This window comes from Bartonella sp. MU37NMGALS, from assembly GCF_042194015.1.
GTDB classification, from domain to species: Bacteria; Pseudomonadota; Alphaproteobacteria; order Rhizobiales; family Rhizobiaceae; genus Bartonella; species Bartonella grahamii.
Genome location: NZ_JBHIML010000002.1, coordinates 86,744 through 111,758 on the forward strand (window position 1 = coordinate 86,744; position 25,015 = coordinate 111,758).

20 protein-coding genes and 3 pseudogenes are annotated in these 25,015 nt (G+C 38.7%); 13 read left to right on the top strand and 10 right to left on the bottom strand.

Translation table 11 applies throughout. From position 1 onward, the window contains the following. Positions 1-31 precede the first annotated feature (31 nt). Together ACFIJP_RS01700 and ACFIJP_RS01705 are read left to right on the top strand one after the other, a co-directional pair. Positions 32-1,822, top strand: coding sequence for an ABC transporter transmembrane domain-containing protein (locus ACFIJP_RS01700; protein ID WP_375625250.1), 1,791 nt, complete (start codon positions 32-34; stop codon positions 1,820-1,822). 890 nt (positions 1,823-2,712) lie between these two features. After that, a complete protein-coding gene (locus tag ACFIJP_RS01705; RefSeq protein ID WP_375625251.1) occupies positions 2,713-3,123 on the top strand; it encodes a hypothetical protein in 411 nt (136 codons plus the stop codon). Positions 3,124-3,740: 617 nt separating this feature from the next. On the opposite strand, the pseudogene ACFIJP_RS01710 reads toward ACFIJP_RS01705, so the two are convergent. From ACFIJP_RS01710 to ACFIJP_RS01750, 9 genes and pseudogenes are all read right to left on the bottom strand, one after another. Further along, positions 3,741-4,083, bottom strand: a pseudogene (locus tag ACFIJP_RS01710) (inositol monophosphatase family protein); the annotation flags it as partial. A 73-nt stretch (positions 4,084-4,156) separates the two neighbouring features. Continuing rightward, positions 4,157-4,948 carry an inositol monophosphatase family protein gene (locus tag ACFIJP_RS01715; protein ID WP_273787682.1) on the bottom strand — a complete coding sequence of 264 codons (792 nt, stop codon included), beginning with the start codon at positions 4,946-4,948 and terminating at the stop codon, positions 4,157-4,159. 11 nt (positions 4,949-4,959) lie between these two features. Continuing rightward, a complete protein-coding gene (gene efp, locus ACFIJP_RS01720) occupies positions 4,960-5,535 on the bottom strand; it encodes an elongation factor P (RefSeq protein WP_015856958.1) in 576 nt (191 codons plus the stop codon). A gap of 580 nt (positions 5,536-6,115) precedes the next feature. Continuing rightward, positions 6,116-6,484 carry a helix-turn-helix domain-containing protein gene (locus ACFIJP_RS01725; RefSeq protein ID WP_375625252.1) on the bottom strand — a complete coding sequence of 123 codons (369 nt, stop codon included), beginning with the start codon at positions 6,482-6,484 and terminating at the stop codon, positions 6,116-6,118. Positions 6,485-7,087: 603 nt separating this feature from the next. Beyond that, positions 7,088-8,131: a tetratricopeptide repeat protein gene (locus ACFIJP_RS01730; protein WP_375625253.1), complete on the bottom strand. Its 1,044-nt coding sequence runs from the start codon at positions 8,129-8,131 to the stop codon at positions 7,088-7,090. Positions 8,132-8,445: 314 nt separating this feature from the next. Further along, positions 8,446-8,838, bottom strand: a complete 393-nt coding sequence (locus ACFIJP_RS01735) for a helix-turn-helix domain-containing protein (protein ID WP_375625254.1) — start codon at positions 8,836-8,838, stop codon at positions 8,446-8,448. Between the two features lie 371 nt (positions 8,839-9,209). Beyond that, positions 9,210-9,575 (bottom strand): helix-turn-helix domain-containing protein, encoded by a 366-nt coding sequence (locus tag ACFIJP_RS01740; RefSeq protein WP_375625255.1) that lies wholly within the window; start codon positions 9,573-9,575, stop codon positions 9,210-9,212. A 752-nt stretch (positions 9,576-10,327) separates the two neighbouring features. Beyond that, entirely contained in the window at positions 10,328-11,023 is a 696-nt protein-coding gene (locus ACFIJP_RS01745; RefSeq protein WP_375625256.1) for a hypothetical protein, read from the bottom strand. 491 nt (positions 11,024-11,514) lie between these two features. After that, positions 11,515-12,177 (bottom strand): thiamine phosphate synthase, encoded by a 663-nt coding sequence (locus ACFIJP_RS01750; RefSeq protein WP_375625257.1) that lies wholly within the window; start codon positions 12,175-12,177, stop codon positions 11,515-11,517. Positions 12,178-12,543: 366 nt separating this feature from the next. Between ACFIJP_RS01750 and ACFIJP_RS01755 the strand changes: the two genes are divergently transcribed. The 3 genes and pseudogenes from ACFIJP_RS01755 to ACFIJP_RS01765 all read left to right on the top strand — a co-directional run. Next, the gene (locus ACFIJP_RS01755; protein WP_375625258.1) at positions 12,544-13,686 is read left to right on the top strand and encodes an OpgC family protein; all 1,143 of its coding nucleotides are present in this window, start codon (positions 12,544-12,546) and stop codon (positions 13,684-13,686) included. A 181-nt stretch (positions 13,687-13,867) separates the two neighbouring features. Continuing rightward, positions 13,868-14,386, top strand: coding sequence for a DUF1465 family protein (locus ACFIJP_RS01760; RefSeq protein ID WP_015856950.1), 519 nt, complete (start codon positions 13,868-13,870; stop codon positions 14,384-14,386). 12 nt (positions 14,387-14,398) lie between these two features. Continuing rightward, positions 14,399-14,658 (top strand): annotated as a pseudogene (locus ACFIJP_RS01765) (DUF1465 domain-containing protein); the annotation flags it as partial. 626 nt (positions 14,659-15,284) lie between these two features. Here ACFIJP_RS01765 and ACFIJP_RS01770 read toward each other — a convergent pair. Further along, a pseudogene (locus ACFIJP_RS01770) lies at positions 15,285-15,404 on the bottom strand (DUF4102 domain-containing protein); the annotation flags it as partial. A 561-nt stretch (positions 15,405-15,965) separates the two neighbouring features. On the opposite strand from ACFIJP_RS01770, the gene ruvC reads away from it, so the two are divergent. The 8 genes from ruvC (at position 15,966) to tolB (ending at position 24,713) form a co-directional block, all read left to right on the top strand. Next, positions 15,966-16,481, top strand: a complete 516-nt coding sequence (gene ruvC / locus ACFIJP_RS01775) for a crossover junction endodeoxyribonuclease RuvC (RefSeq protein WP_375625259.1) — start codon at positions 15,966-15,968, stop codon at positions 16,479-16,481. Positions 16,482-16,494: 13 nt separating this feature from the next. Further along, positions 16,495-17,109 (top strand): Holliday junction branch migration protein RuvA, encoded by a 615-nt coding sequence (gene ruvA, locus ACFIJP_RS01780; RefSeq protein ID WP_375625260.1) that lies wholly within the window; start codon positions 16,495-16,497, stop codon positions 17,107-17,109. A gap of 13 nt (positions 17,110-17,122) precedes the next feature. Continuing rightward, entirely contained in the window at positions 17,123-18,217 is a 1,095-nt protein-coding gene (gene ruvB / locus ACFIJP_RS01785; RefSeq protein ID WP_375613207.1) for a Holliday junction branch migration DNA helicase RuvB, read from the top strand. 212 nt (positions 18,218-18,429) lie between these two features. After that, positions 18,430-18,870, top strand: a complete 441-nt coding sequence (gene ybgC / locus ACFIJP_RS01790) for a tol-pal system-associated acyl-CoA thioesterase (RefSeq protein WP_375625261.1) — start codon at positions 18,430-18,432, stop codon at positions 18,868-18,870. Between the two features lie 1,736 nt (positions 18,871-20,606). Then, entirely contained in the window at positions 20,607-21,320 is a 714-nt protein-coding gene (gene tolQ / locus ACFIJP_RS01795; protein ID WP_375625262.1) for a protein TolQ, read from the top strand. Between the two features lie 15 nt (positions 21,321-21,335). After that, entirely contained in the window at positions 21,336-21,788 is a 453-nt protein-coding gene (gene tolR / locus ACFIJP_RS01800; protein ID WP_375625263.1) for a protein TolR, read from the top strand. A 106-nt stretch (positions 21,789-21,894) separates the two neighbouring features. Next, positions 21,895-23,349 carry a cell envelope biogenesis protein TolA gene (locus ACFIJP_RS01805; protein WP_375625264.1) on the top strand — a complete coding sequence of 485 codons (1,455 nt, stop codon included), beginning with the start codon at positions 21,895-21,897 and terminating at the stop codon, positions 23,347-23,349. Positions 23,350-23,387: 38 nt separating this feature from the next. Further along, positions 23,388-24,713 carry a Tol-Pal system beta propeller repeat protein TolB gene (gene tolB / locus ACFIJP_RS01810; RefSeq protein ID WP_375625265.1) on the top strand — a complete coding sequence of 442 codons (1,326 nt, stop codon included), beginning with the start codon at positions 23,388-23,390 and terminating at the stop codon, positions 24,711-24,713. The last annotated feature ends 302 nt before the right edge of the window (positions 24,714-25,015 follow it).

Sequence of the window (25,015 nt, forward strand, 5' to 3'; positions counted from 1 at the left end):
GTTATAAATTCAATATAGTGAGCGAAACCTTATGAATCTCTTTAATCATTCAGAAAAATCTACAAAATCTTCTCCTAGAAAATCTTCATTCTCTTCGCTTGCAATTTTTTTTCCTTATCTTTTGCGCTATCGTTGGTTGTTTATCTTTGCCTTTCTAGCGTTATCTGTTGCGGCTCTTGTCACATTAGCTTTGCCTGTGGCTATCCGCCAAATGTTTGATCATGGGTTTTCTACTTCAAGCCATGGACATATCAATTTTTACTTCGGAATTTTGTTTATCTTAGCCTTGCTTCTCGCATTTGCTTCAGCAGCCCGTTATTATTGTGTTATCACATTAGGAGAGCGGATTGTTGCCGATTTACGGCGTGATGTGTTTATTCATATTATGAAACTTTCTCCTGCTTTTTTTGATCGGTCGCATTCAGGAGAGATTGTTTCAAGGCTTCTAACAGATACAACACAAATAAAATTAGCTGTGGGTTCTACCGCCTCTACTGCTTTGCGTCAGTTGATTATAGTGATCGGAGCCGTCGTGATGATGGTGATTACCAATGCTAAATTGTCTTTGTTGGTTTTGGTTGCTATTCCTGTTGTGGCCATTCCCTTAGTGGTTTTTGGGCGGAAAGTTCGCTCTCGTACACGTGCGGCGCAAGATCGTCTCGCAGATGCCAATGCTGTTGCTACAGAACAGGTAAGTGCTATTCGCACTGTGCAAGCTTTTACCGCAGAAAAACTCGTTGCAACACGTTTTTCACAATTGATAGAACGTGCTTTTCAAACAGCACGTGCTTCCGTGATCCTGCGCTCCTTTTTTACGGGTTTTGCAATTTTTTTGGTTTTTAGCAGTGTGGTTGCTGTTTTATGGATTGGGTCGCGCGATGTTTTAAATGGAACGATGACAGGCGGGACATTAGGGCAATTTGTCCTTTATGCAGTTTTTGGAGCTTCTACTTTTGCGCAATTATCGGAACTGGGGGCAGAGTTAATCCAAGCCGCAGGCGCTGCTGAGCGGCTTTCCGAATTGTTACAAGAACAACCTACTATTGTAGCTCCTAAAAATCCTTTATCATTGGAACAACCTGTTCGAGGCGAACTTGTTTTTGATCAGGTTGATTTTACTTATCCTTCTAGACCTCAAGAGAAGGTTTTACGCTCGCTTTCGTTTTCTGTAAAGGCAGGAGAAACGGTTGCTTTTGTTGGGGCTTCAGGAGCAGGAAAAAGCACTATTTTTTCTTTGATCCTTCGTTTTTATGACCCGATAAGTGGAACAATTCGGTTGGATGGCATGGAAATTAATCGCCTTTCTTTACAAGATTTACGCAGTGCAATTTCCTATGTTCCACAGGATGTCGCCATTTTTGATGGAACATTGCGTGATAATATTATTTTTGGAACTGAAAATACCTATGAAGAGGAAATCCTTGCTGCCGCTAAAGCGGCTAATGCACTTGAATTTATTCAAGCTTTACCAGATGGCTTGGATACGCAAGTAGGAGAACGTGGTACCATGCTTTCTGGGGGGCAAAAACAACGCATTGGTATTGCACGGGCAATTCTAAGAAATGCACCCCTGTTGCTTCTTGATGAAGCAACATCTGCTTTAGATGCAAACAGTGAAAAGTTGGTGCAAGATGCCTTAGAAGGATTGATGCAAAATCGTACAACCTTGGTAATTGCACATCGTTTGGCAACAATTTTAAAAGCTGATCGTATTCTCGTGATGGATAAAGGCGCTCTTGTGGAAGAAGGAACCCATGCAGAACTTGTGGCAAAAAATGGCGTCTATGCTTACCTCGCAAAACTCCAATTTTCACCGGAGTAAGTGATCTTGATACAAGAGCAGTATCTTTAAGGACATAAACAGCTCTCTTTTTAGACAGGCTTATCAATTTGAATCTCTCATGGAAAAAGAGGGGCAAGCATTCAGAGGTTTTTCTTTTTAAGGTCTTAACGGGCTGTCCTTTTTTCTGCGCAAGACGGAGCATTTTTATAAAAATACTTCATCTGTGTACAGAATATAAAATGACACCCAGTTAATCTCTATGCACTATTAAGATGTGCAAGGAGTTCTCTTCATAACAGCACTGTCACGTTGATTTAACTGTCACGTTTATTTATAAGAGTAATTCATTGTTTTTCATGAGAGATCATGAATACCATAGGATTTTCTCGTTTCAAATTTAGTTATGTTGTATTAGTTAAAACCATGTCTCTTGTATGTGGCAAGCAGAGAGAACCCGCGTGAATAAAACACTTTAGAAAGAATAAGTCCTCTTCATGAATCGTCTCAAGTTTTAGGGGCTGTAGTAATATTGAGGGGATTAGGAAAGTGTATGATGATGTCGGTTTACTAAAAAAGAGCTGATAAATGAGTAGAAAGACGCTTTTTATCGATGTTATAAAACAGAGCTAACAAAGCACGCAGTATATTTTGCGGTGTTAAGGTTTTTATTATTTTGAAAACCAATATTTCATGGATCATGCACTTTGAGGGCTTATAAGGCTCTTCTTTAAAGCGCATAAAGCATGAGAGTAGTATTATTAAATACAAATTGTTTTATTTTACCAATAAAAATATCTATATTTTGTGTATTTTTTTATTAAAATATAATATGTAGTAATTTTCAAATCAGATATACACATATTGATACAATATCGAGGGATCGATAAAAGAGCTGCGTTAAATGTTGGTGAGGTTAGAAGAGAGCAAGAATGGAAGAAGACATAAAATGGGCAATAGCTTTCATAATAGCTATAATTAAGGTCATTTGGAAATGGGGGAAAGAATGTGGGAGTGTGAGATTCGGCGTTATGATTTTGTGCATCATATTGATGGGGAAGTCGTGGTATTTCGGATACTCAGTGGATTTTTTGTTTGGTTTTGCAATGATAGTGTGTTGTGGGGGAAGCTTAATGCTTGCATTCGCAATTTATCAAAACAAGCATTTAACTAAACAACTTGAGCAAAAAGAGCAAGATTGCGCTGGATATCAAGATATTATTGCACAATGGGAACAAAGACTTTTGGCAAAAACTCAAAAAGTATCGCAAGAATGGTTGAAACAATGGGATGAGGGAGTAAGGCTATGGGAAAGAGACGTACTGGGGATAAAAAAATCCTAGGGAAGATATGAAATTCAGTGGAGATCGGCTTCCATTGGTAAAAGATATTTGTGTTCGAGGGGAGCACAAAGTGCGTTTATTGTGCAAGCAAGCACTTGGAAAAAAACTTACTTATGAACATTACAAAAAAATATGTAGTGTCTTGGATAACTCGTATTTTAAGAAATTTTGTGTAAAAGCAGTGCGATTAATGAGAAGGAATGGAATAACTCTGCAAAAGTTTGTAGATCCTCTTACGAACAAAAAACGGAGTCAACCTACGATGTTATTACTTCAGTGGAAAAGACGTGAAAACTCTTAAGCATATGCGGCAGTTTTTATGAGAGAGGAGAGTTTTTTCGATCAATGGATAGCGCACTATAAAGAGCATATATTGAGGAGGAAATGGATTGTGTTTTTGTTTTGGGTGCGATAATTGCTTTTTGTGGCTTGTTTGGAGGGGAATTTGAATAACAGAAACGTCAATAAGGTAAGCTGTTGAGGATTGCTTTTGTGGGGGGTATAGCGAGTATATTTTTTATTTGTGATGATGTTTTTGTTAATATCTGATTAGTTATTTCCTATCGTTTTATGTAAAGAAAATTTAAAACTCTCTCTTCACGTGGGGTTTTAAGGTTCTAAGGTTTTTGTAAAAAACTATAAGAGTTAAATACTTTTTTTGAGTTTTTTTCTAGTTTGATGCGAATGTGTTCATTGCCAGCAATGATATTTTTTTGCGGAATATATCGCTGCCGCCTTCTTTATCGGTGACAAAAGCACCGGCTTCGCGAACTATTAGTATGCCGGTAGTTCTATCAAAAATTTGTAGATTGTCTTCCCAAAAGCCATCGGTTTTTCTTGCGGTGACATAAGCTAAATTAAGAGCAGCAGTGCTAAGAAGGCGAAGACCAGAAACTTCCCTCATTATTTGCGCAATTCAATAAGAGATAAGGTTGCGTGATGAGGGATATCTCTATGGGGATGTTGCAAAGTTGAACTTTTAGCATTGCCTTTTAATTAGCATTGCCTTTTAAAATGACACTACTTCTGAGGTCTAAATGCCTTTTTTGAGGGTTTTTTCTAGTTTGATGCGAATGTGTTCATTGCCAGCAATGATATTTTTTTTGCGAAATATATCGCTTCCGCCTTCTTTATCAGTGACAAAACCACCGGCTTCGCGAACCATCAATATTCCAGCAGCCATATCCCAAATTTGCAGGTTATCTTCCCAAAAGCCATCGGTTCGGCCAGAAGCAACATAAGCTAAATCAAGAGCAGCAGCGCCAAAACGGCGAAGTCCGGCAACTTCCGCCATCACATTGCGTAATTCAATAAGATAGGTTCCATGATTTGGGCGACCAAAATGAGGCATTCCTGTGGCAATGACACAATCTTCTAGTCTGCGCCGTGCAGAAACGCGACAGCGTCGGTCATTGAAAAAAGCACCACACCCGCGTTCTGCGGTAAAGAGTTCATCACTTACGGGATTGTAAATAACACCAGCAACGATTTTTCCTTGACTTTCTAAGGCAATGGAAACAGCAAAAAAAGGAATGCCATGGAGAAAATTTGTGGTGCCATCTAATGGGTCAACAATAAAACGGTGTTGGGAATCTTCGCCAATGATTTCTTCAGACTCTTCCATTAGAAAACCAAATTTGGGGCGCGCTTTGCTTAATTCATTGAAAATAATTTTTTCCGCTTTGCGATCTGCTTGGCTGACATAATCTGCTGGTCCTTTCAAAGACACTTGCAAATTTTGCACTTCACCGTAATCACGCACCAACGAGCGTCCTGCTTTCATTGCAGCTTGCACCATGACATTCATGACTGCAGAATGGGCCATTTTTTATTCCTTTATTTATCTTTTTCATTTGCGCGACGCAAATAAATCAACTCATTGGTGTCTACAATGATACGTTCACCAGCATTCATAAAGGGGGGAACAAGAATACGAATTCCGTTTTCAAGAATGGCGGGTTTATAAGAGGAGGTAACCGTTTGTCCTTTGATGGCAGGATCGGCTTCCGCAATCGTGACAGCAACTTGATCAGGAAGTGAGATGCCAATAGGCTTTTCTTGATAAAGTTCAACTGTGACAGTCATCCCATCTTGGAGAAAAGCAGCACGTTCACCAACAAAATCCTTTTGAAGTTCAAGTTGTTCATAAGATTCTGAATCCATAAAGACCAAAGCATCCCCTTGTTGATAAAGAAATGTGAAATCCTTTTGTTCAAGGCGCACGCGTTCAACCGTCTCAGCAGCACGAAAGCGTTCGTTAAGTTTTGTACCATCAATTAAATTTTTCATTTCAACTTGGTTAAATGCACCACCTTTTCCTGGTTTTACAGCGTTGCATTTAACAGCAACCCATAAGCTTCCTTGATGTTCGATCACATTACCAGGGCGAATTTCATTGCCATTAATTTTCATCGTTTCTATCCAATTCTATTCTTGCAAAAAGAGCTCTCTTGTTGTCGTTATGGCGCTTTTCTTTGCTGCCTTTAACAGTCAAGCTCTTTTGTTATTTTCGGGCTCAAATTCCTTTGATTAGCCTTGCGGCTCTCTCATGGTCCTGTGTGCTCCATAGGTTTTCTCATGTTTTTTGCAAAGAGAAAAGCTTGAGTAAAAAAAGGACCTTGATGTATTTTTGCTTTTCAGTTCTTTGCAAGACCATAAAAAGCGCTCAGACGCAAGCTTTTTAAAAATTTGCACAAAAAATTTTTAGAATTTTTGGGGATTTTATCCCTTTGTGTCGTAAAATATCATCATTGATGGCAATGATATAAGTTCCGTAAAACCATGAGGTGTTTTTAATTGAGAATGTGTGGTGAATATTTGAGGGGGGCTTGTCCGGATAATCTTGTGAAATGAACCACATGAAATCGGAAGCTAAAAGAGTTCTGTTCTGAGAAGACGGATTGTTTCCCAACTGGATAGGGAAGGGACTTCTGTCCTTTGAGGTGTGGGAGGCAAGTTAAGAACAAAGAGTGTAGCGCCCTATATCATAATGTTAAAAGCTTTCATTCTGATCAGCGATGAGCTGTAAAATGGCTCTTTGTTTTATCGAGGTTAGAACTCTAAATCTTTTTAAAAGCAGGTATTCCTCTGTGCTTGATGCGATTTCATCATGGTGGTATGGGGGCTGTTGTTTTGTGATGATATCCGCATAGAAAAAGGAAACCGGAACATTTAAGATATCGGAAATTTCTTTTAAACGCCCTGCGCTGACACGATTTAAGCCGTTTTCATATTTCTGGATTTGTTGGAAAGTGACACCCAAATGTTGACCTAATGTTTTTTGAGACATCTTCAACATTTTTCGTCTAAAACGAACTTTTTTGCCTACAAAAAGATCAATATTAAGATTTTTACTTTGCATTTTAAAGCCCCCCGCCGGGTGCGAGCGCCCTCGCGTTGGTATTCCGGGAGTCTAAAAACACTGACCTCGAATCAGCATTTTGCTTTTAGTGCTTAAAGCACCTGGACATAGCAAAATCTCCCGGAATTCCGGGACACCCGCAAAGCGGGGTAAATTTATGTACGAGGTTTCGGGTTTTTAGAGCCCTATTGGTCGTTGCGTATGCGACCAAAACACCTTTCAATTCATAAAGTAATTTCAGCAAATTTACAATAAAAAATAGTTTTTTAATGAGAGTTGGTGTGTTTTTCATCCAAGCAAAAAGAATGAACAAATAGAGCTTTTGGAATTTTCGGATAGCCTAGTTCTTTTGCTTATTGGATATTGTTTGCTTAAGCAAATGATACCAGTGCGTTTTCTTTACCAATGGAAATGTCGTTATAAAGATCTTTGGTTTGCATTTCCCTCCGACGGGGTGCGAGCGCCCTCGCGTTGGTATTCCGGGATCTTGAAAATACTGAACTCAAATCAGCCTTTTTGCTTTTAGTGCTTAAAGCACCTGGACAGTGCAAAAACTCCCGGAATTTCTATAAATTTTATCTTTTTGATGCAGAGAGGAGTATTTTAAAAAACAGGAAGGAGCTTTATTGCTTCTTTGTGCGCTTTTTCTAGTTGTGTTTTGTCCATGCCTTGGAGCATTATTTCAAGATCAGGAGCTTGCATTTTTGCCTCTTTTGCGAGCATATACCATGCCGCTGCCATTATTATATCGCCTTTTGTTCCTGTGCCATCTCGATAAAGCCTTGCAAGGGAAATCTGTGCTGGTGCTATCATGTTGATAGCATTTCTTTGAAGTAAATGAAAAGCACGGGGAAAATCTGTTTCTCCTCCACGCCCCTGTATAAGCCATTGTGCTAAATGAAGTTGAGCTTTTAAGTGGTTGTTTTGAGCCGCTACCTCCATGAGTTTGCGAGCATTGCGATCATCCTTTGGTCGTTTTAACGTGCCTAAGGAAAGAATTTTTGCAGCAGAAAAAGCAGCTTCAGCATCTCCAAGAGCAGCACCTTTTAAGTACAATTTTAAGGCTTGCTCGATTGCTTCATTTTCACGGCTTTGAGAAGAAACACCAGGGAGAGCTTGTTTTTCCTGTGCGGCTTTATAAAGAAGCAGTTGTCCGTAATAAAAATAGGCTTCCTTGACGCCTGCATTGACAGATTTTTGAATGAACTGTTCACCAAGTTCTTGATTTTGTTTTATAAAGTTACCATCAAACAACATAAGCCCATAGCGTAGTTGTGCTTGGGGTTCCCCCTGTTTTGCGGCGCGTTCAAACCATAAAGCAGCACGCGCACCGTCAATAGGGACAGCACATCCCTCCATATAAATTCTGGCAAGAAGAGTTTGTGCAAAAGGATCATTTTTTTCAGCACGTCGGAGTGCTTCACGAAAAGCTTTTAAATAATAACCTTGGATGTAATAGTCATAGGCTTGATCATAGTCTCCAGCTTTTAAGGGCTGAAAAGGTTCTTGAGTGTTTGAAGCTTCTTGAATCGTATTGAAAGAGTCTTCAGAACTTGAGAATTCTTCAGTGTTTCCAGCTGAATTGACAGCAGAACTTGCAAGGCCAAGCACGCCTAAGATAAGCAGCTTCACGCTTCTCTTGATCATGGTGTTTTCTCCTCATTACCGATCAGAACTTTCACATTTTTTTTTCATCATTACAAGCCGTATAAGAATTTCATTTCTATATTACTTTTTATCTCTCAGTTTTTCATCTTAGTTAAGGTAGGGTTCGGTAAGTTTAAAAAAATAGCATAAATGTTGACGAGAGCCAGACTGTTGAAAATAGTCCTGTTAAAAATAATAATGATAAAGGGTTATTGTGTGTAAAAATGCTTATCGTCTATTATATTAAGGGCATCTCCTCCTAAAATGAAAAAATGCTTACAATGGGGGCTGCTTTTTAAAATACTTATGAATGCTTATGAATAGCGCGCTATCCGTGTGATATTGTTTGCACTCTCATCAGAGATCAGCTGTAAAAAGGCTTTCTTTTTAACCGTTGTGAGAGTTCTAAATCTTTTGAGCAGCAGGTATTCCTCTGTGTTCGATGCGATCTCATCATGATGATATGGGGACTGCTGTTTTGTTAAGATATCCGCGTAAAAAAAGGAAAGTGGAACATTCAAAATATCAGAAATTTCCATTAATCGCCCTGCGCTGACACGATTTAAGCCTTTTTCATATTTTTGAATTTGTTGGAAAGTGACACCTAAAGCGTGTCCTAAAGTTGTTTGAGACATTTTTAGCATTTTTCGTTTTAAGCGAATTTTTTTGCCAATGAAAAGATCAATATTAAGATTTTGAGATTGCATTTTTCCCCGCCGGTTGCGAGCGCCCTCGCATGAGTATTCCGGGAGCTTGAAAACACTGAATCCGAGTCAGCCTTTTTGCTTTTAGTGCTTAAAGCACCTGGACATAGCAAAAACTCCCGGAATTCCGGGATACCCACAAAGTGGGTTCATCTTTACGCTCGGATCTAGGGTTTTCAAGGCCCCTTTTGGTCGTTGCGTATGCGACCAAAACATCTTTTAATTCATAAAGTAATTTTAGGAAATTTACAATAAAAATTAAAATAGTGTCTCTTAACGTGTCGTTTTTTAAAATGGAGGGGTGGTATGTTTTGCATTCAAGCAATAAAGTGTTACAAAGGGGACTTTGAATAGTGCGTGCTATCCGTGTGATGTTAGTTTGCATTCTCTTCAGAGATCAGTTGTAAAAAGGCTTTCTTTTTTACCGTTGTGAGAGTTCTAAATCTTTTGAGCAGCAGATATTCCTCTGTGCTTGATGCGATTTCATCATGGTGGTATGGGGGCTGTTGTTTTGTAATGATATTGGCATAGAAAAAGGAAAGTGGAACATTCAAGATATCAGAAATTTCCATTAAACGCCCTGCGCTGACACGATTTAAGCCTTTTTCATATTTTTGGATTTGTTGGAAAGTAACACCTAAATGTTGACCTAATGTTTTTTGAGACATTTTTAGCATTTTTCGTTTTAAGCGAATTTTTTTGCCAATAAAAAGATCAATATTAAGATTTTGAGATTGCATGTTTCCCCGCCGGTTGCGAGCGCCCTCGCATGAGTATTCCGGGAGCTTGAAAGTACTGAAATCTAATCAGCTTTTTTTGCTTTTAGTGCTGAGAGCACCTGGACATAGCAAAAACTCCCGGAATTCCGGGATACCCACAAAGTGGGGTAAATTCATGTTTAGATTTTCGGGCTTTCAAGACCCTCTTGGTCGTTGCGTATGCGACCAAAACATCTTTTAATTCATAAAGTAATTTCAGGAAATTTACAATAAAAATTAAAATAGTGTTTTTCTCGTGAGAGGTATTGCGTTTTTCATCAAATCAAATGGAGTTAGGAAATTTACGGCGGGCGTGTACTACGGTTAAAATCTCAGTTTATTTTGCAGCTACTCGATACAATATAAGATAATTTGGATGCGCTATGATTTCCCGCAATCTTAGCACTCTCTCACTTTGACAATATAGGTACAGATGCTCGGACAATGGTAGTATACAAGCTTCTTTTAAAATTGAAAAATCTCTCCCATTTTAATATGCAAGAAGTTGTTTCAAACCCTTCCTAGGTGTTGTGTATGCGATAAAAAACATTTGCTCAATGATAAAGTGATTATAGGGGGAATAAAGTGATTTTAGGAGATTGCAGTAAAAATGAAAAAAGTTTTTGTAACTTACAGCTTTTTAATGAGAGGCGGAGAGCCCCTCATTAAAGCAAAGCTTAGTTATTTTACTACTATGATTTTCACATCCTAATGACAATTAATGGTGCTTGATTTTACCGTAAGCGAGAGGATAATTCTTCCTGATATTCATATTGGCTTTTAAAACTAATATCAAAATTAAAACGATCTTTACAATTTTTCACAAAAGTCTCTCTTGCATGTACACAGCGTATAAAATTATCTCCTTTTTTTAATCCTAATATTGAGAAAGCTTCATTAAGCAAGTCGTCTCGTTGTTGCCACAAATCTTCTAAATTTTGTATAAGGCTTCCAGGATCAGCTACAGAGATTGAAGTTTCTAGGTGCTTTCGCAAGTTTTCTAAATTTTGTATAGGGCTTTCAGGACTTATGGGGAATGAAACCGCATTTTCTAATGTTCGCGCTACAATACCATGATTTTGAAATATATTATATGTCCTCTCTGCATATTTTTTAGCTATTAAAGATGGAATATCACTAGATATACCATTTCTAAGAATGACAATATTCTCTTTATTAATTATTTTTGAATAGCCATTCCCGCTGCATTTGTATTCTGTTGGTTCTCCTTCTTGTAAGTGAGCTTCACATGGTAACAGTAAAAACCCCTGTGTTTCATCCTCAAAAAGACCTAACATGCCATGTTTAAAAAGACTTTTCTCTATATAGAAAGGTGAAAATACGTTTTTAAAATAGTTACATTTCCAATAAAATCTTGAAACAAATGAACTATAAATATAGTCAAAATCAATATTTTTTGTATTTTTCATTTTCTCCCCTTTTTAATTTAAAAACTGTATAATACATTTTTTTATTGATAAAATTTGTTGAATAATAATTTATGAAACAATAACTCATGTAATTACTGTTAATTACATTTACAATATCCCTTAATTAAAAATTATTTATTTTTATATTAAGTAATCTATAACTACTATTATTATTATTAATTATTGTTATTGTTAGTAACTAAAATCTCTAATTTAATTTGAGACAGTGTACTGTTTTTTTGAAAGTGCTTTGGTTTTTCCCTTATTTTTATCATTTTAAGTATCATCAGGGGGTTGTCGTTCCCCAAAATCACTTCTTCTACAGCAATGAATTCATATGTGGTGTTTAAGATTTTATCAAAGAGTGCAAAATTGCTTCCTGCTTGAACTATGGCAGGGATTTTCGTAGCTTTTGCTTATCGCTATGTTCACTGGGTATTGCATGAGTGAGTGTATGGGGTTTTATCAGCGGCTTATGTATGTCTCCTATATTACAAGGGGGTTTTCTCACATTTTTCTTGTATTGTTTTAAGCAGTATTAAGGGATTGTCGTTCCCCAAAATCACTTCTTCTACAGCAATGAATTCACATCCAGTTTTTAAGGCTTCATCAAAGGTTGAAAAATCGCTTCCTGCTTGGATAATGGCGGGGGTTTGCATAATCTCTGCCCACCATGTTGCTAACTGGAGATTGCGGGGGTGCGCTTGGGGTTTTTTATCAGCACCGAGTTTTCCAAAAAATAGATAATCAACACCTGTTTCCGCTGCAAGCATAGCACTATGGCGATTGCGTAGATTGCCAAAGCCTATGATTTTTTGTTCCTTTTGCTGATTTTTGAAGCTTTCAAGAGCGTTAAGATCATCTTCTATGTGCAATCCATCAGCCTTTATGCGCCCAGCAATGCGGCTGTCATCAGCGATGAGAAGGGCTGCGTCGTGATTTTGGATATCTTCTGCGTAAGTTTGTGCTTGTTGTTGTAAAAAAGAGCCATCATCTTTCTGCTTTTCAGAATCATAGAGGATGACGCATGCAAAAGACTTTGTTTGAAAAATTTGCTGCAAAAATGTGTGTGGGGTGTTGCGCCGAACATCAAGTGTTAAAATCAACTGAGGGAAAAGAGGTGAATCAATTGGTTTATTTTTTTGTTCTGTCATGTCAAATCCCTGTTTCTTAGAGAAAAATAATGCTTAAAATTAAAGTTTCATTCTATTATGCTTATTTGCGATGAAAGTGACCACCATTTTCACGTAATTTAAAGGATTTGTGGGTGTGTGGGTGCCTGCTTATGAGAAATGAGAGTGTTTTTAAGCATAATTATGTCGCCTTTTTGCTGTGATACATGTATGGATTCTTTTCGTTCTTTTACCTTTAAAAAAATTTTGCCTTTTAAAAAATAAACGCTTAAAATGAAACTTGACACTTAAAAATTAAAATTTCATCCTGTTTATGCTTGTTGGCAATAAGGGTAACCACCATTTTTATGGGACTTCAAGGGGTTTGTGGCGTGTGGGAGTCCACTGATGAAATACCAAGGTATTCTTGAGCATAATACTCAACCTTTTCGTCGTGATACACGTATTGACGTTTTTCGTTCTTTAGCTTTATTGACGATTTTCATCAACCATATTCCCAGAACGATCTATGAGTCTTTTACCCATAGAAATTTCGGTTTTTCTGATTGTGCAGAAGTGTTTGTTTTGCTTTCAGGGATTGCTCTTGGGTTAAGCTTTCATGGACGGTTACAGCAAAAATCCTTTGCTTTTATCATCCGAAAACTGTGGTACAGAGCTTTGCAGCTCTATGGCGCATATCTTTTTACTACCTTTGTCACGTTAAGTCTTTTTTTTGCTGCCTTTTTATTATGGAAAACAGAAAAACTTTTATCAATGAACAATATGAGACTCTTTTTTAAAGAGCCTGGTATCGCATTTTTGAGTACCTTAAGTTTTGGGCATCAATTGGGATATAATAATATTCTTCCACTTTATATCGTTTTGATGTTTTTTGCGCCTTTTATCCTTTATTTGAGTTGTAAACAGACAAAATGGCTGCTTTTGGGCTCGTTTACGCTGTATCTTATCTGCGGATTTTATAAAATTGCTCCTCCTTCTTATCCTTTAGAGGGAAAGTGGTTTTTAAACCCTTTGTCTTGGCAATTCTTATTTGTCATAGGATTGACCAGTACTTTAGCGCTTAAACAAGGAAAAAAAATCGCTTTTCGGTCTTTTTGGATTGTTTGTGCGGCAGCTTATCTCTTGTTGGCACTGTTATGGGTTCGCTTAAACTGGTGGGGCATTTTGGGGTGGCTTGGCTGGTCTTCCCCATTGTTGAACTTTAATAAAACCTTTTTAAGCTTGCCACGTTTACTCCATGTTCTTGCATTAGCCTTTTTCATTCTTTCTTTGCCAAGCATCAATAAATGGTTTTATGTCTCTCAGAAACATCCTTTAGCAATCTTAGGAAAACATAGTTTACCGGTCTTTGTAACGGGAACCATTTTTGCGATGTTTGGACAAATTATAAAAACAGTGATGACAGGAACGTTTTTTTCCGATACCCTCTTAATAATAACGGGTATTGCTCTGCAATTTGGAGTCGCCTATTATTGTGAAAGACGGCGATCTTGGCAGTGGTCCTTTTCAAGGAAACTGATCCGTTTATAAGAAAAACGCTCCTATAGTGTTTGTTGGGTGCGTTAACCTTAGTATAAAAAGCGCGTTGCGCAAAAAAATTAAAAGAGGTAGCAGTTTTAAAAAAAGCGTTCTACACAGCAACAAAAGAAACTTTTTAATACTCTGTTCGTTGAGTGGTATAATTTTGTGCTGATACTTGGAGTATAAAAGCGTGAGTGTACATAAACGTCCATATGATGAACCTATTATCATGATTGAGCATAATGCTTTTGAAAATGCTTTTAATCGTCTCTATGAAGAAACAATGGCGCTGATTGAAAAAACCGCAGCGTATATTGACTCAGAAGGGAAATTAGTAGCACGTTCCCTTTCGGCAGAAGTTTCTGCAATCTATGCGAAAGAAGCTATGTATTTAAGTACACGACTGATGCAAATCGCTTCTCAACTCCTTCTTCTTCGCGCAGAGCGTGAAGGGGAAATGTCATCAGAACAAATAAAAAAAGAAATTGTAAAAGTATCACTTCATACACCGACATTGGAACTTGAAACCCCTCATTGGCATGAATTGCCAGAAATTTTTCGCCAATTTGTTTCTCATTCATTGCGTTTAGAAGCGCGCATACAGTATATGCGTGCTGGTTGGGAAACTGCAGCCTCCTGTGCCTTAGAAGATGATAATCCAGTAGGAAAACAAATCGAATTGCTCAAAACAGCCTTTGGGCGTTCTTAGAGGTATTTCCTTGCTCTGCGTGAAGGGGAAATGTCATCAGAACAAATAAAAAAAGAAATTGTAAAAGTGTCACTTCATACACCGACATTGGAACTTGAGACCCCGCATTGGCATGAATTGCCAGAAATTTTTCGCCAATTTGTTTCTCATTTCATTGCGTTTAGGAGCGTGCATTTTTTCGTAGATATGCGGCTGTAGTTTAAGCGTTCTGGTAAATAAGGGGCGGTTGTAGTTTAAGAAATGATAATTTAGTGGGAAAACAAATCGAATGACTGAAAACAGCTTTTGGGCGTTCTGAGAAGAATAGCTCCTTGCTTCTTTCTTGCGATATTTAGAGCAATCTACCCATTTTTTACAACCGAAATTGCACAACTAAAACTAATCTAGAGTGCTTTTTTCTGCCTAATTTCTATTTGAGCGTAGGAAATATCTTGAGCTTATAGCTGAGAGGGGGGTAGAGGGAGGGGGTGTATAGGTATTGATTGCGAATTATGGCATGGAATGTGGGGTATGGTTGGTCTTGTAAAATCGGCTTCGGTTGATTGCAGCTGGAACACTTTCTGTTGATATATCGTGTGATTTTGTTTTGGCTATGATAATGATCAGGCGCTAGATAGAGCAGGGGCTTGTACATCAATTTATTTATGCTCTGTAATTTATGCCTATAAAGTTGCTGTAAAGCGTGTGTTAATGAGGATGATACACATTGTGTCAGTTTTTGGGCTTCTTTTGTTTTGAATGGAAGTTATTTCCTTCTCGTAAAATAAAACATCCAAAATAAAGTGCTCTATAATGAATGCCTCGGGGGTTCTCTGTGTCCCATGCATAATGTCCCTCTCTATGCAATGTCATTGTGGTGTAATGGGCATATTCAAAAACACCTCTCAGTTCTTGTTTACATCCATTGAGCCCCCTCATCTTTACGCTTGCAACGGAGCAAGCCGGCACGATCATCATATTTGCCAGTCCCCAATGTTTGCGAAAGCCTTTGGCACTTAAGACGGTTCATGAGAGGCATTTTTAGTCCTTTCTTGCACAGGTTTACTCCATAGGGAAATCCCACGTTTCATATGTAAGCGAATGGTTTTTATTGCTTTAATATAAAGAGGTTTGTAATGAGAAAATCTTAGGATATTCGGGATTCTTATTCAACATACAAAATAATGAATTATCTTTATAAATCAATTTGTTGAATTACTGTGGTAGCAACATGTTATAATGTAAAAAGTTTCCGTAAAGTGTATACTATCTATTGCATAGTCTCTTTACACTTAATGAATGTACAATCCAGCACTCTCTATTTGCTCGCTTGCGATGTTTAACTGTTATGGCATTGGACATGATAGAGAAAGAGAATTTTTATGTTTTATAAGGTGTTTGATAGGGTGCTTGCTTGTGATGTGTGAATGGTTTTGATTGATTTCAGTTATGCTTCATAAAGATGCTGTTCGTTGCGTGTTATAATTGGGGGGCATGACCATCTTTTTACTGGTTTTGTCTTGTACTGCTGTTTGCTTTGTGGTCTTGTCTTTATTCACATCTTTATTCACAGGGGGGAAAAGTGTATAGACTGTAGTTTATGGCAGAGACGATTCGTATTATAGGCATTGATCCCGGATTGCGGCGTACAGGGTGGGGCGTTATCGATGTTGCGGGTAATCGTCTTCAGTTTATTGCAGCAGGGACCGTTTCTTCTGATGTAAAGTGTGAGCTGGCTTCCAGACTATGTCAGATCCACAAAGGTCTTTCAGAGGTTGTGCATCAATTTATGCCCCATGAAGCCGCTGTAGAACATGTGTTTGTCAACAAAGATGCTACAGCAACTTTAAAACTTGGGCAAGCGCGTGCAATTGCATTGCTGGTTCCTGCGCAAGCCAATCTTCCTGTTTTTGAATATGCGCCCAACAAAGTGAAAAAATCGGTTATTGGTGTTGGGCACGGTGCTAAAGAACAAATTCATATGATGGTCAAAGTTCTCCTCTCACGGGCTGAATTTGATAGCAGTGATGCGGCTGATGCTCTTGCTCTTGCTCTTTGTCATAGTATGCACCGTAAGAGTATTGACCGATCTTATCAGGCAAGGATGGCGGTATGATTGGGGTGGAAGCATGATTGGCAAATTAAAGGGCACTCTTGAACATATCTTTGATGATCATATCCTTCTTGATGTGCACGGTGTGGGTTATGTGGTTTTTGTTTCAAATCGGCTCCGTCCTTCTTTACCCTCTGTTGGGGAAACGTTAAGCCTTTTTATTGAAACGCATGTTCGGGAAGATGCAATCCGCCTTTTTGGTTTTGCTACAAGAGCTGAACAGGAGTGGTTTTGTCTTTTACAAAATGTTCCTGGAGTAGGGGCGAAGGTTGCTTTGGCAATCTTGGGTACTTTATCACCAGATGAACTCGCACAGGCTATTGCCTTAAACGATGTTGCGATGATTAGTCGAGCGCCGGGCGTTGGTAAAAAAGTCAGTGAAAGAATTGTGGGTGAGTTGAAAAGTAAAACACTCCCCTTTGAACAAGCGCTCAAGACTGTTTCGGTTCCTCAGCGTGAGATGACCAATCAACCTGCGCATGATGCGCTTTCTGCGTTGATGAAGCTAGGGTTTGAGCGGGAGCATGCATCCCGTGCTCTTGCTCTTGCGATGAACGCTCTTGAGGGGGAAACTGTTTCTTCTGCTCTGCTGATCCGCCATAGTCTCAAATTGCTTTCTTCTCCTACTTAAAATCAAGGTAACAATGCATAAAGATGAAGATAAACGCCTTCTGGGTTCCGCACCCCTTCCTAACGATCCAGATCGTTCCTTAAGACCACAAGTTCTCGATGATTTTATTGGTCAAGAAGCGGCACGGGCTAATTTAAAAATATTTATTGAAGCAGCAAAAACGCGGCAAGAAGCGCTGGATCATGTTTTGTTTGTAGGACCACCGGGACTGGGAAAAACAACGCTGTCACAGATTATGGCAAAAGAATTAGGCGTTAATTTTCGCTCTACTTCAGGACCGGTCATCGCTAAAGCAGGAGATTTAGCCGCTCTCTTGACCAATCTCGAAGAACGTGATGTCTTGTTTATTGATGAAATTCATCGCTTAAATCCGGCGATTGAGGAAATTCTTTATCCAGCCATGGAAGATTATCAACTTGATTTGATCATTGGGGAGGGGCCGGCCGCACGCTCGGTGAAAATTGATCTGGCTAAATTTACTTTGGTAGCGGCAACTACACGTTTGGGGCTTTTGACCACACCGCTGAGAGACCGTTTTGGCATCCCAATTCGTCTCAATTTTTATACGATAGAAGAATTGGAATATATTGTGCAGCGTAATGCACGGCTTTTTGCCGTCAAGATCAGTGATGATGGTGCTCATGAAATTGCACGCCGAGCACGGGGGACTCCTCGTATTGCTGGGCGGCTTTTACGGCGCGTTTGTGATTTTGCTTTGGTTAAACAGGCAAAACAAATTGACCAAAAAATCGCTGATGAAGCGCTTTCCCGCCTTGAGGTCGATCATCTTGGGCTTGATCCGCTTGATCGCCGCTACTTGCTCCTGATTGCGGAAACTTTTTTAGGGGGACCGGTGGGGATTGAAACAATTGCTGCTGCTTTATCAGAACCACGCGATGCCATTGAAGATATTGTTGAACCGTATTTGCTCCAACAAGGTTTTATTCAAAGAACCGCTCGTGGACGCATTCTAACTGAAAAGGCTTGGAGCCATTTAGGGCTTTCTGCTCCTGCCTCTACAACGTCTATACAAAGGCGTTCTCAACTTTCTGATGCTCAAGACAATTCATCACTTCAGACGTCTTTATGGGATGGGGAAGATGACTAAGACATTCTCTTTAATTAAAAGAAACTATGTGAATATTTTATAGTAAGGTCATAAAATACAAGAGACGTGCTTCTTTTAGCATATTCTGACCAAAAAGGTCCTGCACGATTAAGGGGGCTTTTGCTTTTCACAACTTCAACACAAAAATGTGTTCAATCTTTTGATTGATAAACAATTTGCTATATTAGATGATTTTATGGGACATGAAGCCAATGACAGAAATAACTCCTTTTAAGAGCAATCATACAAATTCTTTTCATAATTTTCAGGTCCGCGTTTATGTTGCGGATACAGATTTTTCCGGTGTGGTTTATCATGCGCGTTATCTTGAGTTTTTTGAACGAGGACGTTCAGAGTTTTTACGGGATACCGGTTTTAATAATAAGATGTTAGCAGCAGGGGTTGAGGGGGAAAAACTGTTTTTTGTTGTGCGTCATATGGAAATTAATTTTTCAAGACCAGCTAAAATTGATAATCTTTTAGTTGTTAAAACACGTGTTACTCATATCCAAGGGGCACGCTTTTTTATGGAGCAATCTATTTTGCATGAGGCGACCACGTTGGTAACAGCCAAAGTTGAAATTGCTCTGATTAATGAGGAGGCAAAACCGCGACGTTTACCCAAAGAACTTTTTGCAAAAATGCTTGGTTAAAAGTGTTATTCATTGAACGAGCAGCTTTAGGAGAGATCAGGGGATATAAAGTAATCTATAATCTAAGACATACATTTATCATAGCCTAAATGTTTTCCAACAAGGTCACGCGATACATCAAAAGAAAGCGCCTCTACTACAGTAGCTACAATAAATTGAAGATGATATCCCACAAAATTAAACACGCCTCATCTATGTTATGATTCAAAATCAATGTCTTATTATCCATTTTCTGCTATAAACTGAAAATACTTTTCTTTCTTTTGAAGAAAGGTTCGTTGGCATAGGAAAACAGCAGAAAAGGACAAAACAAAAAAAGAAATAAAAAATGGATTAAGATTTATTTTTATAAAAATGCACATACCCAGCAAAATATTGCAATAAAGTGATAATAAGCTATTAGGTCAAAAATTCTCTCAAAACACCCAAAGAGTATTTTAAGCAATTTGATTTGTTTTTTACTGGATTGTCATTTGGCATCACAAGAGCGCATGTCCTATCCATTTTCATCCATAATACATGGCTTTATCTGTGCTTCTAAACGCAGTGAATGAGTGAGAGGTCAATGTATACAAAGCAGAAATGCATTTTTGATTTAAAGTTTTAAAAGCATATTATTTTATATGATAGATCGACTCAGAAAGGTAAATTATCACTTCTCACGGGCACAAATTCCAATAGAGTAATGAGAGTAAAATACTTTCATTTCAAATCTGTACATGTTGAAACAATTGAAATCATTTGCTTACATATCATAAGATGAGCAATATAAATCATTGAAAAATTGTAAAAATATTTTTTATAGATCATTCTCAATGCAATAACGATCAAATATCGCAAGTGAGAAAAGAGAACGAAGAAGCCTGTTTTCATGAAGTAAAGATGTGAAAAGGCTTTTTTCATGTTACAGAAGCTTTTACGTTATACCATGCCATGGTGTCAGAGAGATGATGGGCATTGAAAGGGATTAATTCACAACACAATGAGACTATATGAGACTTACACTAGATTTATGGGACTTACATTAGGGTGCATGGGTGAGGCACATTGTTGTGAGGCATTTTATGGTGGTTTATTGTCGTTTTTTTGTGTTCGAGGGTGTCCCCGTATTAAATTTGATGCAAAATGAGAGAAACAATAGTCTGAGGTAAAGCGTAATCTTTCATGATTATAACATATTTATTTATAATGATAATTTATTGCGTTGTCATTTTCAGATAACTCTGAAACTTGTAAGATTTTTTCTTTTCAAGCTCTATTGCTGTGAATTAATAAAAAACATTTTCTTACATGTCACAAGCGGGCTTGGTGAGTGGGGACAAAAACACTTAAGATAAGGAATAAAAATGCCTCTTATGAATGTTTTCAAGTGCTAAGACTTATCACTGCATTTTAAGCTTAAAACGTGTATGAGGGTTTAGCTTTCTTTTCATGAGCGTAAAGATGGTGGTGCATAATAGATTTGATATCACGCATTTTTATATCTTTTATTTTTATAGCATTTATGGGGAAGGCTTTATCGTTATATTTTTCATAAATGCTGTTGTGAAATGAGGGGTGTGTGTGTTGAGGGATGTCTCTCGTCATCACTTTTTAAGGAAATTTAAAAAACAAGTCTTGTTTTAGCGCATGGATTTATGTGAGACTAAAGTTTTTTACTTAAATTTAGAAACTATAAAATAATCTGTTTTATAGAATTTTAAAAAATACACCTTTTATTTAGAGGGACAAAAATTATGCCGCATGGTGAACTAACGAATCCGGAAACAATTGGAATGTTGCATTTGTTTATGCAAGCGAGTTGGATCGTGAAAGGTGTTATGATCGGGTTGCTGCTCGCTTCCATTTGGAGTTGGGCAATTATTTTTGATAAAATTTTTACGTATCGGAGAATACGGCGTGAAATAAAGCAGTTTGAACGTACATTTTGGTCAGGCAAAGCGCTAGAAGATCTTTATGCATCATGTAAAAGTCAACGCACCAATAGTATATCCGCAGTTTTTATGGCGGCAATGGTTGAATGGAAAAAATCTCTTGAAAAAGGGACCCATACATCGAAAAGTTTGCAGAGCAGAATTGATAAGGCTATGGATTTGACGCTGGGGCGTGAAAGTGAAAAAATAGAATCAAAATTAAGTTTTCTTGCGACATTGGGATCTGCGGGACCCTTTATCGGACTTTTTGGAACAGTTATTGGTATTATGGAGTCTTTTCTTTCTATTTCAGCTTCTCAAAATACATCACTTGCCATTGTCGCGCCAGGGATTGCAGAAGCGCTTTTAGCAACCGCTATTGGTTTGTTTGCAGCAATTCCAGCCGTTATTGCTTATAACAAGTTGACTCATGAAAGTGCGCGCATCATTGCACAAATAGAAAATTTTGCCGATGAATTTTCAACAATTGTATCGCGGCGTGTTGATGAAACACGCACAGCACCTTCCTCTTTATAAAAAGGAGCTTATCCCATGGGAATTTCTGTTGCTTCTTCTTCTCGGAAAAATAAACGTAGGCGCCATCATTCACGAAGCCAACTGATGAGTGAGATCAATGTTACTCCTTTTGTGGATGTCATGCTGGTCTTGTTGATTATCTTTATGGTCTCTGCTCCCCTTTTAGTGAACGGTGTTCCTCTAGATTTGCCTCGTAGTCAAGCGGGTCCTGTACGAGCTCAAAAAACGCCCCTTACGGTTTCACTTGACGCGCAAGGGCGTTTTGCCATTAATCAAGATTATTATGAAACGTCACAAGCACTGATTGCACACCTTAAAACTCTTCTGGAAGAAGATGCTACACAAAAAGATCAACGGGTTTTTGTGCGGGTTGCTAAAACTGTTGAATATCAACAAGTATTAAAACTGCTGGCAGATATTCAAAAAGCGGGGTTTTCTCAAGTTGCGTTAGCAAGTCTAGCACAATAAATAATAAGTGATAAAATTTCGCATACCCTGTTGTTTTTAAAATATTTTAAGAGAGCATAGAGTGATTAAAAATGAAAAAATATAAGTCATAAATAAGGCATAAAGAATGAACAAAGACTCCTATCATAGCATGAAACGAGGCTTGGCTTTATCCCTTGTGGTCCATGTCATTTTTCTCAGTTGGGGAGCCGTTCAGTTTACAAGCTCTGTCTCTTTACCACAACCATTGGAAGCAATTCCTATCACTCTTGCTCCTTTAGTGGACGAGTTGTCCTCTCAACAAGGATCCGTGAAGGCTCCCATCCGTGCAGTTCCTGCCGTTAAACCAACTATGCAACCACAAGAGAAAGAAGATGCACGCCATATTGGAGAGGGACAAATAGATAGTCTGGCACCTTTTCAACCAAAGGAAAAACTGCGTTCTGTTGAAACAGCATCGCTACCACCAAGCAAGAACACGTCAGAAACATTTGCACCCGAACTTACAAAACCAGAATTATTAGAAGCAAAAACAGAGGATACCCCTAAGGTTGCGTCTGAGATGCCTTTGAGCACACCGGAGGATACTCCTAAGGTTGCGCCTGAGATGCCTTTGAGCGCACCGGAGGATACTCCCAAGGTTGCGTCTGAGATGCCTTTGAGCACACCGGAGGATACTCCTAAGGTTGCACCTGAGATGCCTTTGAGCACACCGGAGGATACTCCTAAGGTTGCGCCTGAGATGCCTTTGAGCACGCCGGAGGATACTCCCAAGGTTGCGTCTGAGATGCCTTTGAGCACACCGGAGGATACTCCCAAGGTTGCACCTGAGATGCCTTTGGAGGCACCACCGGAGGATACTCCCAAGGTTGCGCCTGAGATGCCTTTGAAGGCTCCGGAAGATGCGCTCAAGCCTGCGCACAAAAATGAAGAGATGATATCGCCAAAAGAATTGGCTCCAATGGTACAGAAGGTACCAGCAGAGCAGATTGTTCATCAAGCACCCAAAATTACACTTCCAGAAAAAATTTTTCTTCCACAGTTTAAACCAAAATTTGACGAAGAAGTTCCAAGGAAGAAAGGGGCTGCATTGAATCAAAAGACGCCAAAGCTTAACAAGAAAAACCAAGAGAAAAAGACCATTGAAGATATTTTAGCACTGGAGGAAAATAATTTGCTCAATCGTGCGCGGTCACAAGGAGGGGGAGCAAAACGTTCTCATACACCAGAAGCTTTGGGTGCAAGAAAAAACATTGATGATACCACAAAAATGGCACAAACATTGGTCAATATTGCGGGGGGATGTATTCAACAGAAGCTTAAACTTGTGGCGCTTGGTGGCGATTTAAAAAACCGTCCGGTTGTGCGGTTGCGATTTTATTTAGATCGTGAAGGGATGGTTATGGGCGATCCTATCATTGATCCCGTAAGTGGTCTTGAGAGTCAACAAGCTATTATGATGAGGCAGGTGTATGCCGCTGTCTTTTCATGCCAACCTTATGCAGATCTCCCACGTGATCAATATGATCTATGGGGGCAAGGTTTTGACTTTAATGTTGATCCCCTCCAAGAAATAAGATGATAAACGAGAAAAAAGCGCTTAACGAAAGGACACATTCCATGATGACTATAACGAGACATAAAGTTTTTGCTTGGTTTATTGTCACTTGTGGGTTGTGGCTTTCAAGTATTTCATCGGGTTATGCGCAATTGAAAGGGACTATTTCGAGCGCTGATTTTAATCCCATTCCCATTGCAATTACAGACTTTATTTCCAATGATTCGATTGGGTTGAAAATATCTGCTGTGGTGACAGCCGATCTTGAGCGGTCGGGGCTTTTTTTACCGCTTAATAAAGAAAATTTTCTTGAAAATATTTCTAATCCTAATAAACAACCGCATTTTGCGTCTTGGCAGAAAATAAAAGCGCAAGGTTTAGTTACGGGGCAAGTCATGAGAGAAATCGATGGACGTTTGAGGGTCGACTTTCGTTTATGGGATGTTTTTGGACAAAGACAATTGAAAGGACGGCGTTTTTATACCGCGACAGAACGTTGGCGGCGTGTGGCACATATGATCGCAGATGAGATCTATAGTGAGATGACAGGAGAAAGTGGTTATTTTGATACACGAATTGTTTTTATCGATGAAACAGGACCCCAAAATGCACGCATTAAACGCTTAGCAATGATGGATCAAGATGGCGCAAATTTGATTTATATGTCTGATGGAAGTGAATTGGTGCTTACACCACGGTTTTCCCCAAAAAGACAAGAAATGACCTATATGGCTTATGAGGATAATCAAGTACCTCATGTTTATCTTCAACAAATTGAAATGGGACAAAGAGAGTTGATCGGAACGTTTAATAACATGACAATTGCTCCGCGTTTTTCTTCTGATGGACAAAAGGTCATCATGAGTTTGTTACAAAATGATGGCAGTGCAAATCTTTACACCATGGATTTACGAACCCGTACGATGACGCGACTTACTACAACTTCTGCTATCGATACTTCTGCGTCTTATTCACCGGATGGAAGACACATCGTCTTTTCCTCAGATCGTAGTGGAAAGCCGCAAATCTATAAAATGAATGCGGATGGGAGTGATATTCAGCGTATTTCTTCAAACGATGGGAGTTATTCGACACCTATTTGGTCACCACGGGGTGACTATATCGCCTTTACAAAACAATTAAGCGGACAATTTTCTATTGGTGTTATGCGCCCTGATGGACAAGGAGAACGAATTTTAACCACGGGTTTTCACAATGAAGGACCAACTTGGGCCCCTAATGGTCGTGTGCTGATGTTCTTTCGCAAAAATCCCGGTATGGGACCAAAAATTTATACGATTGATATTACGGGTCGCAATGAACGACAACTCCCTACACCCAATGATGCTTCGGATCCAGCATGGTCGCCTTTGCTCAATATACAGTAAAACAAAATGCTTAAAAACAGAACATAGAAGGAATATGGTCTATACAGTCTCAAGGTTACACAATATCAGTTTACACAATCTCAATTGTCTTTAATGATTTAAAAGAAGAAATTGATTATAGTGGGCATGGGGAGTTATGTAGATTTCATCCATTATCTACGGTTGTTTATTGATAATGGAATTTCCTTGGGGGAAAATGCTTAAAAAAATTCAAAACAATACCTTGAAAAAATAGAGTCGAAAATTCTGAGGTCTCTAGATTTCAACTTTTTATTCAAAGTGTCTCTCTCTATTTTTTGACT

What these genes read in the sequence shown, in the direction of transcription:
- ACFIJP_RS01700 (WP_375625250.1), top strand. Translation starts at nt 32, where the DNA reads ATGAATCTCTTTAATCATTCAGAAAAATCTACAAAATCTTCTCCTAGA.
- ACFIJP_RS01705 (WP_375625251.1), top strand. Translation starts at nt 2,713, where the DNA reads ATGGAAGAAGACATAAAATGGGCAATAGCTTTCATAATAGCTATAATT.
- ACFIJP_RS01715 (WP_273787682.1), bottom strand. Translation starts at nt 4,948, where the DNA reads ATGGCCCATTCTGCAGTCATGAATGTCATGGTGCAAGCTGCAATGAAA.
- efp (WP_015856958.1), bottom strand. Translation starts at nt 5,535, where the DNA reads ATGAAAATTAATGGCAATGAAATTCGCCCTGGTAATGTGATCGAACAT.
- ACFIJP_RS01725 (WP_375625252.1), bottom strand. Translation starts at nt 6,484, where the DNA reads ATGCAAAGTAAAAATCTTAATATTGATCTTTTTGTAGGCAAAAAAGTT.
- ACFIJP_RS01730 (WP_375625253.1), bottom strand. Translation starts at nt 8,131, where the DNA reads ATGATCAAGAGAAGCGTGAAGCTGCTTATCTTAGGCGTGCTTGGCCTT.
- ACFIJP_RS01735 (WP_375625254.1), bottom strand. Translation starts at nt 8,838, where the DNA reads ATGCAATCTCAAAATCTTAATATTGATCTTTTCATTGGCAAAAAAATT.
- ACFIJP_RS01740 (WP_375625255.1), bottom strand. Translation starts at nt 9,575, where the DNA reads ATGCAATCTCAAAATCTTAATATTGATCTTTTTATTGGCAAAAAAATT.
- ACFIJP_RS01745 (WP_375625256.1), bottom strand. Translation starts at nt 11,023, where the DNA reads ATGAAAAATACAAAAAATATTGATTTTGACTATATTTATAGTTCATTT.
- ACFIJP_RS01750 (WP_375625257.1), bottom strand. Translation starts at nt 12,177, where the DNA reads ATGACAGAACAAAAAAATAAACCAATTGATTCACCTCTTTTCCCTCAG.
- ACFIJP_RS01755 (WP_375625258.1), top strand. Translation starts at nt 12,544, where the DNA reads ATGAAATACCAAGGTATTCTTGAGCATAATACTCAACCTTTTCGTCGT.
- ruvC (WP_375625259.1), top strand. Translation starts at nt 15,966, where the DNA reads ATGGCAGAGACGATTCGTATTATAGGCATTGATCCCGGATTGCGGCGT.
- ruvA (WP_375625260.1), top strand. Translation starts at nt 16,495, where the DNA reads ATGATTGGCAAATTAAAGGGCACTCTTGAACATATCTTTGATGATCAT.
- ruvB (WP_375613207.1), top strand. Translation starts at nt 17,123, where the DNA reads ATGCATAAAGATGAAGATAAACGCCTTCTGGGTTCCGCACCCCTTCCT.
- ybgC (WP_375625261.1), top strand. Translation starts at nt 18,430, where the DNA reads ATGACAGAAATAACTCCTTTTAAGAGCAATCATACAAATTCTTTTCAT.
- tolQ (WP_375625262.1), top strand. Translation starts at nt 20,607, where the DNA reads ATGCCGCATGGTGAACTAACGAATCCGGAAACAATTGGAATGTTGCAT.
- tolR (WP_375625263.1), top strand. Translation starts at nt 21,336, where the DNA reads ATGGGAATTTCTGTTGCTTCTTCTTCTCGGAAAAATAAACGTAGGCGC.
- ACFIJP_RS01805 (WP_375625264.1), top strand. Translation starts at nt 21,895, where the DNA reads ATGAACAAAGACTCCTATCATAGCATGAAACGAGGCTTGGCTTTATCC.
- tolB (WP_375625265.1), top strand. Translation starts at nt 23,388, where the DNA reads ATGATGACTATAACGAGACATAAAGTTTTTGCTTGGTTTATTGTCACT.